Here is a 14,888-nt window from a genome sequence, read left to right as displayed (position 1 = left end):
CAAGGGCATCGCCGGGATGGCGATGCCGTCAGACAACGGACATAAGGCGCGACAGCCCAATTCGCAACCGGGATATGCAGTGCACATCCCGCGAGGCTCGCCCTTTGCTTATTCGCTGACGCGCTCGACGAGCGCGCCGCAGCGGGTGAGCTTCTCTTCAAGACGTTCGAAGCCGCGATCGAGGTGGTAGACGCGCGACACCATCGTTTCGCCCTCGGCCGCAAGGCCGGCAATGACGAGCGAAACGGAGGCACGTAAATCGGTCGCCATGACAGGCGCTCCTTTCAGCCGCGACACGCCTTCGATCTTAGCCGTCTGACCAGAGAGCGAGATCTTTGCGCCCAGACGGGCCAGTTCCTGCACATGCATGAAGCGGTTCTCGAAGATCGTCTCGGTGACATGCGAGATGCCGGTAGAGCGCGTCATCAAAGCCATGAACTGCGCCTGCAGATCGGTGGGAAAGCCCGGGAACGGATCGGTGACGATATCGACCGGCCGGATGCCGGCACCGTTGCGGCGAACGCGCATACCGTTGTTGGTCGGCGAAATCTCCGCGCCGGCACGGCGAAGCGTCTCGAGCGCCGTGTCGAGCAGCGCGACGTCGGTGTTTTCGAGCGTAACGTCCCCGCCGGCCATGGCGACGGCCATGGCATAGGTGCCGGTCTCGATGCGATCAGGCAGAACGCGGTGGCGTGCGCCCGACAGCGACGTCACGCCTTCGATGGTGATCGTGCTCGTGCCGGCGCCGGAGATCTTTGCGCCCATGGCGATCAGGCAGTTGGCGAGATCGACAACTTCAGGCTCGCGGGCGGCGTTGCCGATGACGGTGGTGCCGCGAGCAAGTGTTGCCGCCATCAACATGACGTGCGTGGCACCAACGGAAACCTTCGGGAAGATATATCGCGCGCCGATCAGGCCGCCCTTCGGCGCCGTGGCGTTGATGTAGCCGCTGTCGATTTCGAGGTTGGCGCCGAGTGCCGCCAGGCCATCGAGGAACAGGTCGACAGGACGCGTGCCGATAGCGCAGCCGCCCGGCAGCGAGACGCGGCATTGGCCTTCGCGCGCAAGCAACGGGCCGATCACCCAGAAGGAGGCGCGCATCTTCGACACCAGCTCGTAAGGAGCGGTAGTATCGACGATGGTGCGGCAGGTGAAGTGGATGGTGCGCGAATACGCATCGTCCTGTCGTTCGCGGCGACCGTTGACCGCAACGTCGACGCCATGATTGCCGAGAATGCGCATCAGCAGCTCGACGTCGGCCAGGTGCGGCACGTTCTCGAGCGTCAGCGTATCGCTGGTGAGCAGCGAGGCGATCATCAGCGGCAGGGCGGCATTCTTGGCACCGGAAATCGGAATGATGCCATTGAGCTCATTACCGCCGACAATTCTAATACGATCCATGTGCTCTTACGGGCGGGGCCCGCCTTTCTGAAAGGCTGTCTTTTAAAAGGTTGCGGGTGTTTAGACGAATTTACAAAACGCTTCAATTCGTCGCGGACCGAACATTACGATTCGTCCATTTTTGCGGCAGGCAGTCCATTTGTCTCGTCCGCCTGCCCGGATCGGCGTGCGCGCGTCTGCTGTTTTCGGCGTGAGAGATTTTCCCGAAGTTTTTCGGCAGCCCGGTCGCGGCGCAATTTCGCTTGACGTTCGATCTCGGCTTTGCGGGTTGTCTGGGCTTTTTCAGTGTCTTCGCTCATGCTGCAGGCTTACCCGAATTTGCACAGATTCAAAAGTGCCCTCGTCTTATTCTATGCGAAGATGGAAATTGCGTCTTGCGCTTGCCGTGAAGCTGTGGCAATAGCCCCCCCGTTCACGCAATGCAGCCGGTTCGGTTGTGCGTCTGGTCCTCGCTGCCGTAGCTCAGTGGTAGAGCACACCCTTGGTAAGGGTGAGGTCGGTGGTTCAATCCCACTCGGCAGCACCAGCTCTCTTCACAAAAATCCATTGCAAGACAGTTCAGCACCTGAATATCCGTGCAGCGCGTTTCTTAGGTGGCCGTCCTTAGTCCGCGCTTGCCGCATGTAGCAGCCGTGCGACCTTCTACGGCGACATCGATCTCGGCCTCGAAGCAACGCGCGAAACACATCCAAACCGGCAGGTCTAACCACGGCCCAACGCGCTTGCGGCCTTGCCACGCAGCCGAACGCGGGGTGGAACTTTCACCGCGGAGCAGTTACGAATGAAAGCACCGAGGCGAAGCGTTTTGGGGGTAGGCAGGGGAATCCGACAATGAAAATCCTACAGACAGTTGCGCTTGCGGTTCTGATCGGGGGATCCATCGGTGCGGCACAGCCGCCGGAATTGACAGTCGATTTTGGCCCGCAGACGCTGGTCCTCATCAATTCCTACAGGACAAGCCGTGGCCTGCCTCCGTTGGCGGCAAATGGCACTTTGAAAGCCCTTGCGCGGCAACACAGCCGTGACCAGGCAGCCCGGCGAACAATGAACCACGACGGCTTCCGCCAGAGATCGGCGCAAGCTAGGGCTGCTGGGCTGAAGGGAATATGTGCAGAAAACGTGGGAGTCGGCTATCAAAATGCACAGCATCTTTTTTCCGGATGGAGGAACTCCTCAGCCCATAATACGAATATGCTTCGACCCAATCTGCGATACGCGGGCATTTCCGTCGCCGGAAATTACTCGACTTTCTTCGCTTGCGAATAGGGCCTCATCGATTCGATCCCACCCGGGATGGCGCGTCCCGGGGCATGAGGAAGACAAGCGATGAACGGCGATGAACTCAACGTTGCGATGAGCACGCTTACGGTCAGGCCCTACGTCGCGGCGGATTGCGATGCGACGATAGACCTATTTCTCCGGGCAATCCGGGAGGTTGCGTCGAAGGACTACAGTCAAGCGCAGGTCGATGCCTGGGCTCACGTGGACGACCCAGGGGGATGGGCGCGACGCAGATCAAGCCGGCCCACCTGGATCGCCGAGCGCAATAGGGTGCCCGTCGGCTTTTCGGATCTGGAGCCTGATGGCCATCTGGACATGTTGTTTGTTCATCCGGATTTTCAGGGCATCGGTGCAGCCGGCCTGTTGCTGGCAACGGTCGAGGCGGAAGCCGCGGTAAAGGGGCTCAGGCGCGTGTTCACGGAAGCGAGCCTGACCGCAAGGCCCTTCTTCGAATGCAAGGGTTTCGTCACGCTCGCCCGCCAGAGCGTGGAAAAGCGAGGGCAGACGTTGACAAACTTTCGCATGGAAAAATCCATTCGATAGCCCGCCCACTTGCCGTCGGCCAAGCTTCGACAGGGATGCAGTCGCGCGCATTGACTTCGTGCAAGAACCAGAACATGTTGAGAACAAATTAGGATGAATGCCATGTCGATGTCTGAGAAGTTCATCATCTTGCCTTACAAGAAGAACCGCGGAAATATCGTTCCCGGCGAGATGCGGCAGGCGTCGAATGCGGTCAGTGCGGAGAAGATCGCATTGTCGATGTCGGCCCGCTTCGTCGGAGTTGCTGCCTATGCGGTCATGGTTGACGAGGAAAGCGGCGACATGACCTCTCCCCGCCTGCTGGCCCAGCATGGCGAAATCGCGGATCTCAACGCGTCCTGACATCCAATCTCATTGATGTTCGAAGGAACTGGCATGGGTGGAGAAGGAAATCCCGCGCCCGCAACAGGTCGCGATGGACGACGGGCTCAATCGGCAAATCGAGGCGGCACTCGCCTGGCACGTCGATGACTCGCGGGCCACCATTGCCACCCTGCTTAAAGACATCCGCTATCTGCGGCAGCAACTCGTGCTGGCCGAAGGCGCAATGAGCCGCGGCATGACCCGCGGATGGGTGCCCGGTTTCGAAAGACCCTGCCATCAGGTCTAAGATCTGCCGCACGACGCCCAAGTGCCCGAAAACCTTAGGTTTTGATGGGTCAGTTCGTCCCCGTCCGGATGACCGCTGGCTGAACGGACCTCGCAGGGCACGTTCATTCGGCGCGGCATAGGTTTGAAACAATCGCCTCGTCGGGGCGTTGTAACAGGGCTAAACGAACGGAGACTTGCATGAGAAAGCTGATTACCGCCGCTATCGTCGCCATTTCATCGCTGACAGCGACGGCGATGCCATCCTTCGCCGATAGCTTCACCGTTACGGTCGGAAATCCCGGCTACGACAGATACTACCACCACGATGATCGTCGCCCTTATTACGGCTATCCCGACAGGGCTCATCCACGCGATTGGGACCGCCGCCATCCCGTACGGTACGACTGCCGGATGAAGACAGTCAGATACCAGAGCCATGGGCGCGTGGTGACGAAAACGACCCGCATATGTGACTGACGACGCGGCTGCTTCTGCGCATCATTGGGTCCCCAGCTTAATTCGGGGTGGATCATGCGTAGAAGCGCAATTCACCAACACCACCCTTCGGATGCCTGGCGTTTTCCCGTTTGCGGGTTTTTAAATTGTAGCTAAAATACGTTTGCACACTGCTCGCAGGAGGAGCGATCAGAGCGCTATGCATGTTTTGACGTGAACAATGGAGGAGTGCGCCGATGGCCAGCGAAAAATGGAATGACCCGATCCATGTGGGCTTTGAAGCGGCCGAAGCGCGTACGGTTCTGGGGCCGTTCGACGCACTGAAGTGCCTGACCGAACTTTGGCCCAACGCGCGCGGTCTGCAATATCTCAAAGCCAGAAGCACGTGCCGCGCAGCGCTTGACGGCCGCAAGAGCCTCGAAGAAGCTCGCGCCGAGTTCGTGGCCGCGGCCGAGGAAGCAAAACTCCGGGTGCATTGAACCAGATTTGAGCGACCACGCCCGGAACTCCTGCCGGAAAGTGTATCGAAACAACGCGATAGTTTATTTTTGCTTAACCCTCGCCATAGCTTGTCGTGGGGCTCGGAAGAAAGGCGTTGTCATGCGAGCCTGCACCTCAATAGAACGGCGTCAGCCATCATGATGAGGGTCAGAGGCTCGTCACCCTCTGCTTCGAAACAAGCAGACGAGCCTCGTCGGTTTCCTCAGAGCAACAAACACTTACCCACCACAGTCCAGCCATGAAACCTCGCTATGCGACCAGCCGCGAAGTGCTTGATGGATCTCGGATAGACCTCATGGTTAACAAAGATCTAACCACTCAACAGCCCGATGCCGCACTTTCGACTTCCACGTAGCCGACGCCAATGATGGTGCCGTCGAGGGTGCGGATGAACGAGGGAACGTAGTGCGCACTTGGCGTGGCACAGGAGACAGCACCGGCATATTCCGCCAATGCAATGTCGTCGTGCGCGAGAGCGGAATAGTCGCCGGTGAACTCCAACGACGCCAAGGCAGGCAGGGCAAACGCGCCAGTGGCCAAGGCGAAAGCTGGCATTCCAAATCGAAGAAAACGCTTCATTCCCTTCTCCCGTGCTTGATTTAAGCGATAACTAATAAATACCAAGTTTAGTTCCGCCTGCCCGCTACCTCTTTCGCATGTTTTGGGTATCTCAAGGTTTGGGTTGGGAGTAGGAGCCTTATCGCACCGACGTAGGCGACTTCATGACTGCGGCTGTCTGCACCAGGCGTACCGCTGAGGGCGGAGGCGTTATCGACGCAACATCCTGGCCTGAACATGGCCCCTGCCCACCACCTCTTCGGCGATATCGGTAGCGCGCGCTATGTCGTCCCTAGCGCGGACGAACCCTTCCAGGACAACATAGGGGCCAAGGACCGTCACGATAATCTCGGTGGAATCGAGGTCTTCAGCTACGCTCAAGGCGCTCTCTACCGATGCCCGCGTCGATGCCAAGCTATGCCCGCGGCCACAACAGTCTCCGTGGTCTTCCGACGTCTGAAATCGCAGTACCATCATCGCCTCCGAACGTACTTCTGTACTGGTTAACGCTGCGGGGCGGGATTTCGTTGCACAAGGCCTGCTAATACCAGCGATATTCTTGACCGCTCGGTCGTGGCACTATTGGCGCATAACTCGTCTCGCGCCATATAGACAACGATGCGGTTCGGGTGGTGACGATGAAAGTCTTGATATCGGCGGTTCTTGGAGCCGCTTTTCTTGCAGGCTGCACGACGGGGGAAGCTGAGGTCAAGCCCATTCCGGGCAGCATCACCTACAATGGGCAGCCGCGCACCAAGCTGACCATGTCTCCGCCCGGCAGCGTCATCAAAAACTCGTTCTACGATTCGCGCGGAATCAAGGTGCTGGAGACCTACATCCTGCAGCCAGACCGGACCCTGAAGCTGACCCGACGCGAATACATACCCGACCTCCCGCTTTAGGCCGGGCGCACGGGGCTTCTGATTCGCCCGCTACAGGGCGAGCGGCGGCTCGGGCTGATGGAAGAAAGCATCGATCGCGGACTGATCGACCGCTTCGAGGGTCGGCGGCATCCATTTCGGATTGCGGTCCTTGTCGATGACGGCAGCCCTGATGCCTTCGTAGAAATCGGGACTCTTCAGTATTTGCAGGCAGGCGCCGAACTCTCGGCGAAGGCACTCCGCCAGGTTTCTACTCTGCTTGCCCTCGCGCAACAGGCGCAGTGCGAGTGTCAGGCTGGTTGGCGAACGCGTTTGCAGCGCACGCTGCGTCTCGGCTGCAAAGTCCGAGGCTTCTCCTTGGAGAGCGAGCAGGATTTCGCTGACCTTGTTGGAGCGGAACGTGCGCTGAACCATGTCGCCATTTTCCCGGAGAGGCCCTCTCCCCGGATCATCAGAGAGGTTCTTAAGAACGGCATCGACATCGCGGTGACTGGCCCCCCGCGAAAGGCCGGCAAGCGTATCCAAAAGCTCCGGCAACTGAAATGCGGAAACGAGGACATCGGCGAGCCCGGCGTAAATGACATCGGCGGCTCCCACTTCCAGCCCCGTCAATCCCATCCAGGTGCCGATTTCGCCGGGAGCGCGCGGCAACAGCCATGTCGCGCCGACATCCGGGAAATAGCCTATGCCGGTTTCCGGCATTGCAAATCTGGTGCGCTCCGTCACGACGCGATGGCGGCCGTGCGAAGAAAGCCCTACGCCGCCGCCCATAGTGATCCCGTCCATGAGCGCGACGTAGGGCTTCGGATAGGTAGCTATGCGGTGATTGAGCCGGAATTCCTCGCGCCAGAAGTTCTCCGCAGCCGTGGTGCCGTCCCGGCCGCTTTCATGCAGCGCGCGAATATCGCCGCCGGCACAGAAGCCCCGCTCGCCCTCCCCTGCCACGACCACGGTCGCGACGTTCACATCGGCAGCGAATTGGTCCAACGCTTCGCCGATCGACCGGATCATGATCAGCGTCAAACTGTTCAAGGCCCGCGGCCGATTCAGCCGAATGATGCCTGCAGAGCCGCGACGCTCCAGTACCACGTCGTCGACTTTGTCGTGCATTCCCGTCTCCTTGTTGCGATTGCCGTCGATAGATCCAGCATAGCCGCCTTCCATGCGACCTTCGCACTGCAGGGAGGACACGACGACCTATTCCCCAAGAACTTATCGCGTTAGGCCATATAGTCGATGGCCGCGGGTGAAGGAAGCTGGCGCAGGTCGGTTAACGCTGGCTTTTCGCAAGGTCGAGAATTGCCGGCCGCATCAGAAAGATGGGGCTGCCCGCACTCGATGAATGGCCTGCAGATCCATTCCGGTTCATCAGCAACAGCATCTCCCAATCGAGCGCGCTGCGAACGATCGTCTCGAGGGAATCGTGCTTCGGGGCCCAATCGAGCAGGCGCTGCGCCAGCGTGGAATCGGCAACGACGCTTGCAGCGTCGCCGGGGCGCCTCGGGGCCATATGTATCTTGAAGGAATGCCCGTGCAGACGGGTCACCATGTTGAGTACATCGAGCACGGAGTAACCGGTGCCATAGCCGCAGTTGGCAACCAGCGACCCACGCCCCTTGCGCAGATGCTGCAAGGCTTTCAGATGTGCCACGGCGAGGTCGGTGACATGGATGTAGTCGCGCACGCCGGTACCATCATGCGTCGGATAGTCTATGCCGTAGACATTGACGCTGCCGCGCTTGCCGAGCGCAGCCTCGCAAGCGACCTTAATCAGATGCGTTGCACTGGCAGTCGACTGCCCGGCACGGCCTTCAGGGTCAGCGCCGGCCACGTTGAAGTAGCGAAGTGCCACGTAATTGAAATCATAGGCGGCCGCGGCATCGCGGAGCATGAACTCGGTCATCAGCTTCGACTGGCCGTAGGGATTTTCCGGATTGAGCGACGCGTCTTCCCTGACTGGATCGGATGTCCTCTGAGGACCGTATACGGCGGCCGTCGAGGAGAATACGAAGTGACGGACGCCGGCATCGATCGCCGCGCTCATCAGCGCGCGAGTCTTTCCGCAATTGTTGTCGTAATAGGAGAGCGGATCGGAGACCGAGGCGGGAACCACCGCCGAGCCGGCAAAGTGGATGATGGCCTCGATGTCGTTCTCGTTGAAAATCACCTTCAGCACATCCACATCGGCAACATCGCCAAGGTAAAAGCGTGCACCGGGTGCGACCGCCCATCGAAAGCCGGTCGACAGACGATCGAGCACAACGACTTCCTCGCCTGCGTCGAGCAGCGTCCAGACCATGTGGCTACCGATATAGCCCGCTCCGCCGGTGACCAAAATTGCCATGTCCCGCATTTCCCAACGTCATCTCACGGGGGACATCTGAAGCAGCTTTCCTTTATGAACTTCTTATCGAAGGGCCCGTCCGACGGTCTCGGGCCCGGTATGTTTGGAGACGTGGTTAGATACCGACTTCGGGTTTCGCTACAATTTTATCGACGCGTCATTTCGGGCGGGGAATTCCACCGTAACGCCCACCCGAACGGCATCGGAAGCATCTAGAGCTTGAGGATGTAGTCGCACAGCCGGTCGGCCGCGGTCTCAATCTGCGCCGGATCACGCAAGAAACAGGCCCGCAGGAACAGCTCGCCTCCAGGGCCGAATGCCGTCCCGGGGGCCAGGCCGACACCAGTCTTGTCCACGATGTCGATCGCCGCTTTGCGGCTGTCTGTCACGCCGTCGATCTTGAGGAAAGCATAGAGCGCGCCATCCGGCTTTAGTGTTTCGACGCGGTTGGTTGCGATCAGCGCATCGCAGAGAATGTTGCGCGAGCGCCGTGCCTTGTCGATGTTCGCCTGCACGAAGGCGTCCCCGTCGTTTAGCGCTGCAACTGCGCCCTTCTGCATGAACTGGGCAACACCCGATGTCGAATACTGGATAAGGTTTTCAAGCACCTGGCCTGTCTGCGGCGGCGCCACGATCCAGCCGACACGCCAGCCAGTCATCGACCAGTTCTTCGAGAAGGAGTTGACGAACATAACCTTGTCCTCGGCTTCCATCACATCGAGGAACGAGGGCGCACGGCCTCCCGGATAGTAGTAGCAAGCGTAGATCTCGTCCGCCATGATCCAGAGGTCGTGCTTACGCGCCAGTGCAAGAATCGCGGCAAGATCCTGTTTCGAAGCGGTCCAGCCCGTCGGGTTGGATGGCGTGTTGACGAACAGAGCCTTGGTCTTCGGCGTGATCGCCGCTTCGACACGCTCGAGATCGATCGCCCACTTGCCGCCTTCGAACTCAAGTTGCACACCGACAGCACGGGCCCCTGCAATCTCAAGTGCCGCGGCGATGTTGGGCCATGCCGGCGTCAGACAGAGGAGTTCGTCGCCGGGCGAGGTCAGCGCCTGCACCGCAATCTGGATCGCCTGCATACCTGACCCGGTGACGAAGAAGTGCTCCACCGGCAGGCTGACCCCGAAATGTCGGACGTAGTAGTGCGATAAAGCCTGGCGAAGCTCCGGAATGCCACGTTGATAGGTGTAGAAGGTTTCGCCGGCAGCCAGCGCGTCCATCGCCGCCCTGTTGACGAAGTCGGGGCTCGGCAGATCACCCTCGCCGACCCAAAGAGGCAGCAGGCCTTCGCGACCACGAGCATAATTGACGACTTCGACGATCCCGCTTTCAGGCGCCGATACGGCGCGCGGGCTGAGACTATTCACAATCGACATGCATCACTCCGGTTTTCGCCTTCATAAATCAAATATGAGGCCAAATCCCATGACAATCGGTGATGCAATATCGATTTCCGTGATGGATGAGCCCGGCCGCGCCGGCAAAGCTCTTCCCTTCGATCAGACCGCCGGGCGCTTGGCCAGCAGATCGCGAATTTCCGTGAGAAGGACAACATCTGCCGGCGGCGCAGCGGCCTCTTCCGGAGCAGCCTTCTTTTGCTTTTCCACCTGCTTCTGAAGCGTGTTAACGCCCCTTACCAACAAGAAGATGATCCAGGCGAGGATCATGAAATTGATCAGTACGGTGATGAAACTGCCATAGGCGAGAACAGCGCCCTGCTGGCGGGCAGCAGCCAAGGTCGGCGCGTTGACGTTGGACGACAGACCAATGAAGTAGTTTGAAAAGTCGAAACCGCCGAAGATGGCACCAACGATCGGCATGATGATGTCGTCGACAAGCGATTTGACGATTCCGCCGAAGGCACCGCCGATGATCACACCGACAGCAAGGTCCATAACATTGCCGCGAGCAATAAACGCCTTGAACTCGTTGAGCATCCGATCTGTCTCCCTTTGATGCAATCCTACTGACAGGCCATTGTTTTTATTAGCTACATCTTCGATGTAATTATTCAATTGCAAATTACAGATTTTCGCATATCACGCGTCTCTTTGACTTAAGGCCTAGATGCCGCCCAATTTCCAAAGCGCTGCAATTGCCGTAGTCTCAAACCGTCCGGGAGAACCGCCGCGCAGGCGCCGGGGAGGGTCAATGCTGCCAGGTTGGGTCATAGTCGCATCCGCGTTCGGCTACCTGCTGTTGCTTTTTGCCGTCGCAAGCCACGGTGATAGTCGACGCAGGCGCTTTGGCGTGCCTGCAGATGGGCGACCGGCCGTCTATGCTCTGAGCCTTGCCATATATTGCACATCCTGGACCTACTTCGGCGGCGTCGGGCTCGCCTCCCAGCGCGGGCTCGAGTTCACCGGCATCTATATCGGCCCGATCCTTGTCTTCACGCTCGGCATGCCTGTCCTTCGGCGGATCATCGAACTCGCGAAGGCCGAGAAGCTCACCTCTGTTGCCGATTTCATTTCCGCGCGCTACGGCAAGAACTCGACGGTCGGGACGATCGTCGCGCTGATCTCGCTTGTCGGCGCCATTCCCTACATCGCGTTGCAGCTCAAATCCGTGTCGAGCACCGTGACGGCGATGCTCAATCCATCGGACTACGGCATCGGCAGCGGCAATCTCTACTTCCTCGACCTCCCGTTGCTCGTAACACTGGTGCTCGCGTGTTTCGCGATCATGTTCGGCACCCGGCACACGGATGCGACAGAGCATCAGGACGGCTTGATCCTGGCCATCGCCATGGAATCCGTGGTCAAGCTGTTCGCCTTCCTGACCGCAGGCGTCTGCGTCGTCTGGCTCTTGTTCGATGGGCCAGCTGATCTCTGGCAGAAGGCCTCCAACAATGCGCTGGTGCATTCGGCCCTGAGCTACCAGACGCCGATCAGCCGCTGGATCACCCTGACACTACTCTCCGCCTTCGCGATCATCATGCTGCCGCGGCAATTCCATGTCACGGTGGTGGAAAACAGGACCTCAAAGGAACTTCGGCTCGCGGGCTTGCTGTTCCCGCTCTACCTCGTCGCCATCAATATCTTCGTGCTTCCTATGGCGATCGCCGGACTGCTTACCTTTGGTGGCAACGGCAATGCGGATCTCTACATGCTTTCGCTTCCGATTGCGGGCCAAATGCCGCTTGTCTCGCTGATCACATTCATCGGTGGCTTTTCAGCAGCGACGGCGATGGTGATCGTCGCCTCCGTCGCGCTCTCGATCATGGTGTCCAACGATATCGTCATGCCGATCTTCCTGCACCGCAAGCTCGCGGGGCGCACCGGACAGCGGGAGGATTTTGCCAAGACACTCCTCAATATCCGGCGCAGCGCGATCTTCGCCGTGCTGCTGCTCGGCTATGCCTACTACCGCTCCACTGATAGCACTACCGGCCTCGCCTCGATCGGTCTGCTCTCGTTCGCCGCCATCGCCCAGATGGCGCCTTCGCTCTTCGGCGGCCTGATCTGGCGGCGGGCAAATGCGCGTGGCGCAATCCTCGGCCTTACCTCGGGTTTCGTGATCTGGATCTACCTGCTGTTCCTTCCCTCGCTCGGCGGCCCAGACTACTCCTCGGTTGCGAGCGCCGTGCTCGGCTTCATCTTTCCCGGTACCACCGTCTTCACCACGCCCAATTCCGACCCGCTCGTTAACGCAACGTTGATGAGCCTGCTCGTCAACACGGCTTTCTTCATCATCGGCTCGGTAACCCGCAACGCGCGGCCGCTCGAGCGCATCCAGGCGGGCATCTTCGTCAAGCGGCAATCCCGATCGCAATTTGCCACGCGAGGCTGGAAAACCCGGATCAGCGTCGGGGATCTTAAGGTGACCATCTCGCGCTATCTCGGCGAAGAACGGATGGAGCGCTCGTTCCAAACCTACCAGCAGAACTCCGGCCGAAAACTGGAGGACGAGCATCCGGCGGACATGGCCCTCATCCATTTCACCGAGCAGCTGCTCGGCAGCGCCATCGGCTCGTCATCGGCGCGTCTCGTTCTGTCACTGATCCTGCAGAAGGTCGAGGATGCCTCGGCCGATACTGCATGGCTTCTCGACCAGGCGAGCGAGGCTCTGCAATATAACCAGGATATGCTGCAGACGGCGCTTTCGCAGATGGATCAGGGGATCGCCGTCTTCGACAGTTCGAACCACCTGACGATCTGGAACCGGCGTTTCCGGCAATTGCTTGATCTTCCCGAAACCGCGGGCCAAGTCGGCTTCCCGCTCTCGGAGATCGTTGCCATCCTCAGCCAGCGGGGCGATGTTCCCACCGGCGACGTCGGCCAGACCGTCCGGCATTTCCTCACCCTCGACAAGCCCTTTGCACTTGTTCTCGGTGGCGGAGAGCGCATCATCGAAGTTCGCTCCAACGCGATGCCCGACAAGGGGATCGTCGCCACTTTCACCGACATCACCCAGCGCGTCACCGCCGACCGGGCGCTGAAGCAAGCCAACGAAACGCTGGAGCAGCGTGTTGCCGAGCGAACGGCCGAGCTCACCCGCGTCAATCACGAACTCGTCGAGGCGCGCGCGGTTGCCGACGAGGCAAACGTTGGCAAAACCCGCTTCTTCGCTGCCGCGGGGCATGACATCCTGCAGCCGCTCAATGCGGCACGGCTGTATTCCTCTGCGCTGGTGGAACGGATGGGGCAGTCGGAAAGCAGCGCCATCGTCCGCAACATCGATTCCGCTTTGGAATCCGTCGAGAGCATTCTCGGGGCGGTGCTCGACCTCTCGCGGCTGGATACGGGCGCCATGCGCCCACGCCTCGCCTCGGTCCCGCTTGCCGATCTTCTGGAGCGCATTCATACGGATTTTGCGCCGATCGCCCGCGAGAAGAAACTGAAGCTCGTCGTCATGCCGACATCGCTCAGGGTTCGCTCTGACCCCAACCTTTTGCGCCGTCTCGTCCAGAATCTCGTATCCAATGCCATCAAGTATACGATCAGCGGCAAGGTGCTGATCGGAGCCCGCCGCCGCGGCAATCAGGTGATGATCCAGGTCCTGGATTCCGGCATAGGCATACCGCCATCAAAATTCAAAACCGTATTCAAGGAGTTCGCGCGGCTCGACGAAGGTGCCAGAACGGCCTCCGGGCTTGGGCTCGGGCTCTCCATCGTCGACCGCATAGCGCGCGTACTCAGTCACCCCGTCGAGCTGCACTCCACCCATGGCAAGGGCACGGATTTCCGAATCGTCATGCCGCGCGAAACTTCTAGGCAGGCCAACGTCGCCACGCCCGCAACACCGGCTGACCGGCCGGGCAAAAATCTCAAGGGGTTGAAAATCCTCTGCATCGACAATGAACCGCATATACTCGACGGGATGCAATTACTGATCGGGGGCTGGGGCTGCGATGTTCAATCGGCGAATTCGCTGGCCGCAATAGCTCGGCTCGACAGCCACCAGCGAGCGCCCGACCTTATCATCGCCGATTACCATCTTGGCGACGGGACAGGTGTCGCCGCCATCCTTGCTGCGCGCGAGCAGTTTGCGTCTTACATACCCGGCCTGATCGTCACCGCGGACCGCACACCGGAGGTTCGCGCCGAGGCGGAGCGTCACGCGATTGGCATCCAGCATAAACCTGTGCGGCCCGCCGCACTTCGGGCCTACATCATCCAGATTTCCGCGCAGAAGCGCGCTGCCGCGGAGTAGCGACGCTTTCGCAGTCCATGACACCAGCCACCAGATCGCGCACGTAATCTGCAGTCGGCTCGTCGCCGAAAAGGATACGATATATGATCGGCGCCACGACGCGATCGATGACAGCGTCGAGGGGCGGGAAGGCCTCGCCCCGGCTTTTCGCCCGCTTGCCGATCAGCTCGATCTGCTGCCTGGTAAAAGCGTAGCACATGCAGGCATTCGCGTTGTCTCGCGCGGCAAGCACGTCCCGGATCATCTCACGACCGATGCCCGACGACATCTCCTCGGCATACTGCTCGGCCCATGCTTCAAGATCGTCCTTGCCGCTGCCGGTATCCACCGGCTGCATGTCCGGGCGGAGACGTTCCACAGCGACGTCGGCGAGCAGCTCCTGAAGATCGCCCCAGCGGCGATAGATCGTGGACGGAGTCACGCCGGCTTCGGCCGCGATCATCGGGATCGTGACCTCGGCGCGGTCCGTCGACTTCAACAGCGCCTGAACCGCCTTGTGCACGGATCCCTGGACCCTGGCGCTGCGCCCGCCCGGGCGAAGATTCTCTTTTACCGCCAATGCAACGACCTAACCTTTTCTTCGCAGCGTCGTGATTCAAAATCTTTGACGCATTTGGTAACGCAAACTATTTGCTTTTAGCCTGCATCGCGCCTACATGCGGCTAACGCAACGA

16 protein-coding genes, 1 tRNA gene and 1 pseudogene are annotated in these 14,888 nt (G+C 59.8%); 9 read left to right on the top strand and 9 right to left on the bottom strand.

Going from position 1 to position 14,888, the window contains the following annotated elements; translation table 11 throughout:
* Positions 1–108: 108 nt before the first annotated feature.
* Together murA and AC1D2R_RS02710 are read right to left on the bottom strand one after the other, a co-directional pair.
* Positions 109–1,401: a UDP-N-acetylglucosamine 1-carboxyvinyltransferase gene (gene murA / locus AC1D2R_RS02715; protein WP_477964478.1), complete on the bottom strand. Its 1,293-nt coding sequence runs from the start codon at positions 1,399–1,401 to the stop codon at positions 109–111.
* A gap of 104 nt (positions 1,402–1,505) precedes the next feature.
* Entirely contained in the window at positions 1,506–1,700 is a 195-nt protein-coding gene (locus AC1D2R_RS02710; RefSeq protein ID WP_037060802.1) for a hypothetical protein, read from the bottom strand.
* A gap of 152 nt (positions 1,701–1,852) precedes the next feature.
* On the opposite strand from AC1D2R_RS02710, the gene AC1D2R_RS02705 reads away from it, so the two are divergent.
* The 7 genes from AC1D2R_RS02705 to AC1D2R_RS02675 all read left to right on the top strand — a co-directional run bounded on the left by AC1D2R_RS02705 (position 1,853) and on the right by AC1D2R_RS02675 (position 4,751).
* Positions 1,853–1,927, top strand: a tRNA-Thr gene (locus AC1D2R_RS02705).
* A 305-nt stretch (positions 1,928–2,232) separates the two neighbouring features.
* Positions 2,233–2,667 (top strand): CAP domain-containing protein, encoded by a 435-nt coding sequence (locus tag AC1D2R_RS02700; RefSeq protein ID WP_477964476.1) that lies wholly within the window; start codon positions 2,233–2,235, stop codon positions 2,665–2,667.
* Positions 2,668–2,727: 60 nt separating this feature from the next.
* On the top strand, positions 2,728–3,225 hold the full coding sequence (locus AC1D2R_RS02695) for a GNAT family N-acetyltransferase (RefSeq protein WP_477964474.1): 498 nt from the start codon (positions 2,728–2,730) through the stop codon (positions 3,223–3,225).
* A 102-nt stretch (positions 3,226–3,327) separates the two neighbouring features.
* Entirely contained in the window at positions 3,328–3,567 is a 240-nt protein-coding gene (locus tag AC1D2R_RS02690; RefSeq protein ID WP_477964472.1) for a hypothetical protein, read from the top strand.
* Between the two features lie 73 nt (positions 3,568–3,640).
* Positions 3,641–3,835, top strand: coding sequence for a hypothetical protein (locus tag AC1D2R_RS02685; protein WP_477964643.1), 195 nt, complete (start codon positions 3,641–3,643; stop codon positions 3,833–3,835).
* Positions 3,836–4,014: 179 nt separating this feature from the next.
* Positions 4,015–4,293 carry a hypothetical protein gene (locus AC1D2R_RS02680; RefSeq protein ID WP_477964470.1) on the top strand — a complete coding sequence of 93 codons (279 nt, stop codon included), beginning with the start codon at positions 4,015–4,017 and terminating at the stop codon, positions 4,291–4,293.
* 215 nt (positions 4,294–4,508) lie between these two features.
* On the top strand, positions 4,509–4,751 hold the full coding sequence (locus AC1D2R_RS02675; protein WP_477964468.1) for a DUF982 domain-containing protein: 243 nt from the start codon (positions 4,509–4,511) through the stop codon (positions 4,749–4,751).
* A 340-nt stretch (positions 4,752–5,091) separates the two neighbouring features.
* Here the strand turns inward: AC1D2R_RS02675 and AC1D2R_RS02670 are convergent, their stop codons facing one another.
* Both AC1D2R_RS02670 and AC1D2R_RS02665 read right to left on the bottom strand, forming a co-directional pair.
* Positions 5,092–5,352: a hypothetical protein gene (locus AC1D2R_RS02670; protein WP_477964466.1), complete on the bottom strand. Its 261-nt coding sequence runs from the start codon at positions 5,350–5,352 to the stop codon at positions 5,092–5,094.
* A gap of 189 nt (positions 5,353–5,541) precedes the next feature.
* Complete coding sequence (locus AC1D2R_RS02665) at positions 5,542–5,805, bottom strand: BON domain-containing protein (RefSeq protein WP_477964464.1); 264 nt, start codon at positions 5,803–5,805, stop codon at positions 5,542–5,544.
* A 164-nt stretch (positions 5,806–5,969) separates the two neighbouring features.
* Here AC1D2R_RS02665 and AC1D2R_RS02660 point away from each other — a divergent pair, with 164 nt between their 5' ends.
* Positions 5,970–6,233, top strand: coding sequence for a hypothetical protein (locus AC1D2R_RS02660; RefSeq protein WP_477964462.1), 264 nt, complete (start codon positions 5,970–5,972; stop codon positions 6,231–6,233).
* 30 nt (positions 6,234–6,263) lie between these two features.
* On the opposite strand, the gene AC1D2R_RS02655 is transcribed toward AC1D2R_RS02660, so the two are convergent.
* The 4 genes and pseudogenes from AC1D2R_RS02655 to mscL form a co-directional block, all read right to left on the bottom strand.
* On the bottom strand, positions 6,264–7,322 hold the full coding sequence (locus tag AC1D2R_RS02655; RefSeq protein ID WP_477964460.1) for an enoyl-CoA hydratase/isomerase family protein: 1,059 nt from the start codon (positions 7,320–7,322) through the stop codon (positions 6,264–6,266).
* Positions 7,323–7,523: 201 nt separating this feature from the next.
* Positions 7,524–8,556, bottom strand: a pseudogene (gene galE / locus AC1D2R_RS02650) (UDP-glucose 4-epimerase GalE).
* A 212-nt stretch (positions 8,557–8,768) separates the two neighbouring features.
* Positions 8,769–9,935 carry a pyridoxal phosphate-dependent aminotransferase gene (locus AC1D2R_RS02645; protein ID WP_477964459.1) on the bottom strand — a complete coding sequence of 389 codons (1,167 nt, stop codon included), beginning with the start codon at positions 9,933–9,935 and terminating at the stop codon, positions 8,769–8,771.
* Positions 9,936–10,058: 123 nt separating this feature from the next.
* Positions 10,059–10,496, bottom strand: a complete 438-nt coding sequence (gene mscL, locus AC1D2R_RS02640) for a large conductance mechanosensitive channel protein MscL (RefSeq protein WP_477964457.1) — start codon at positions 10,494–10,496, stop codon at positions 10,059–10,061.
* Between the two features lie 214 nt (positions 10,497–10,710).
* On the opposite strand from mscL, the gene AC1D2R_RS02635 reads away from it, so the two are divergent.
* Positions 10,711–14,214 (top strand): PAS domain-containing hybrid sensor histidine kinase/response regulator, encoded by a 3,504-nt coding sequence (locus tag AC1D2R_RS02635; RefSeq protein WP_477964455.1) that lies wholly within the window; start codon positions 10,711–10,713, stop codon positions 14,212–14,214.
* Here the strand turns inward: AC1D2R_RS02635 and AC1D2R_RS02630 are convergent.
* Positions 14,174–14,773, bottom strand: a complete 600-nt coding sequence (locus tag AC1D2R_RS02630) for a TetR/AcrR family transcriptional regulator (RefSeq protein ID WP_477964452.1) — start codon at positions 14,771–14,773, stop codon at positions 14,174–14,176. The two genes, AC1D2R_RS02635 and AC1D2R_RS02630, sit on opposite strands and share 41 nt — an antisense overlap.
* Positions 14,774–14,888: the final 115 nt, after the last annotated feature.

This window comes from Rhizobium sp. P1_C7, from assembly GCF_056406295.1.
The sequence above is the reverse complement of the archived record's forward strand: the minus strand, read 5'-3'. Positions and strand labels throughout refer to the sequence as shown.

Excerpts from the sequence above, each read along its gene's own strand:
- murA (WP_477964478.1), bottom strand. The coding sequence starts at position 1,401 with ATGGATCGTATTAGAATTGTCGGCGGTAATGAGCTCAATGGCATCATT.
- AC1D2R_RS02710 (WP_037060802.1), bottom strand. The coding sequence starts at position 1,700 with ATGAGCGAAGACACTGAAAAAGCCCAGACAACCCGCAAAGCCGAGATC.
- AC1D2R_RS02700 (WP_477964476.1), top strand. The coding sequence starts at position 2,233 with ATGAAAATCCTACAGACAGTTGCGCTTGCGGTTCTGATCGGGGGATCC.
- AC1D2R_RS02695 (WP_477964474.1), top strand. The coding sequence starts at position 2,728 with ATGAACGGCGATGAACTCAACGTTGCGATGAGCACGCTTACGGTCAGG.
- AC1D2R_RS02690 (WP_477964472.1), top strand. The coding sequence starts at position 3,328 with ATGTCGATGTCTGAGAAGTTCATCATCTTGCCTTACAAGAAGAACCGC.
- AC1D2R_RS02685 (WP_477964643.1), top strand. The coding sequence starts at position 3,641 with ATGGACGACGGGCTCAATCGGCAAATCGAGGCGGCACTCGCCTGGCAC.
- AC1D2R_RS02680 (WP_477964470.1), top strand. The coding sequence starts at position 4,015 with ATGAGAAAGCTGATTACCGCCGCTATCGTCGCCATTTCATCGCTGACA.
- AC1D2R_RS02675 (WP_477964468.1), top strand. The coding sequence starts at position 4,509 with ATGGCCAGCGAAAAATGGAATGACCCGATCCATGTGGGCTTTGAAGCG.
- AC1D2R_RS02670 (WP_477964466.1), bottom strand. The coding sequence starts at position 5,352 with ATGAAGCGTTTTCTTCGATTTGGAATGCCAGCTTTCGCCTTGGCCACT.
- AC1D2R_RS02665 (WP_477964464.1), bottom strand. The coding sequence starts at position 5,805 with ATGGTACTGCGATTTCAGACGTCGGAAGACCACGGAGACTGTTGTGGC.
- AC1D2R_RS02660 (WP_477964462.1), top strand. The coding sequence starts at position 5,970 with ATGAAAGTCTTGATATCGGCGGTTCTTGGAGCCGCTTTTCTTGCAGGC.
- AC1D2R_RS02655 (WP_477964460.1), bottom strand. The coding sequence starts at position 7,322 with ATGCACGACAAAGTCGACGACGTGGTACTGGAGCGTCGCGGCTCTGCA.
- AC1D2R_RS02645 (WP_477964459.1), bottom strand. The coding sequence starts at position 9,935 with ATGTCGATTGTGAATAGTCTCAGCCCGCGCGCCGTATCGGCGCCTGAA.
- mscL (WP_477964457.1), bottom strand. The coding sequence starts at position 10,496 with ATGCTCAACGAGTTCAAGGCGTTTATTGCTCGCGGCAATGTTATGGAC.
- AC1D2R_RS02635 (WP_477964455.1), top strand. The coding sequence starts at position 10,711 with ATGCTGCCAGGTTGGGTCATAGTCGCATCCGCGTTCGGCTACCTGCTG.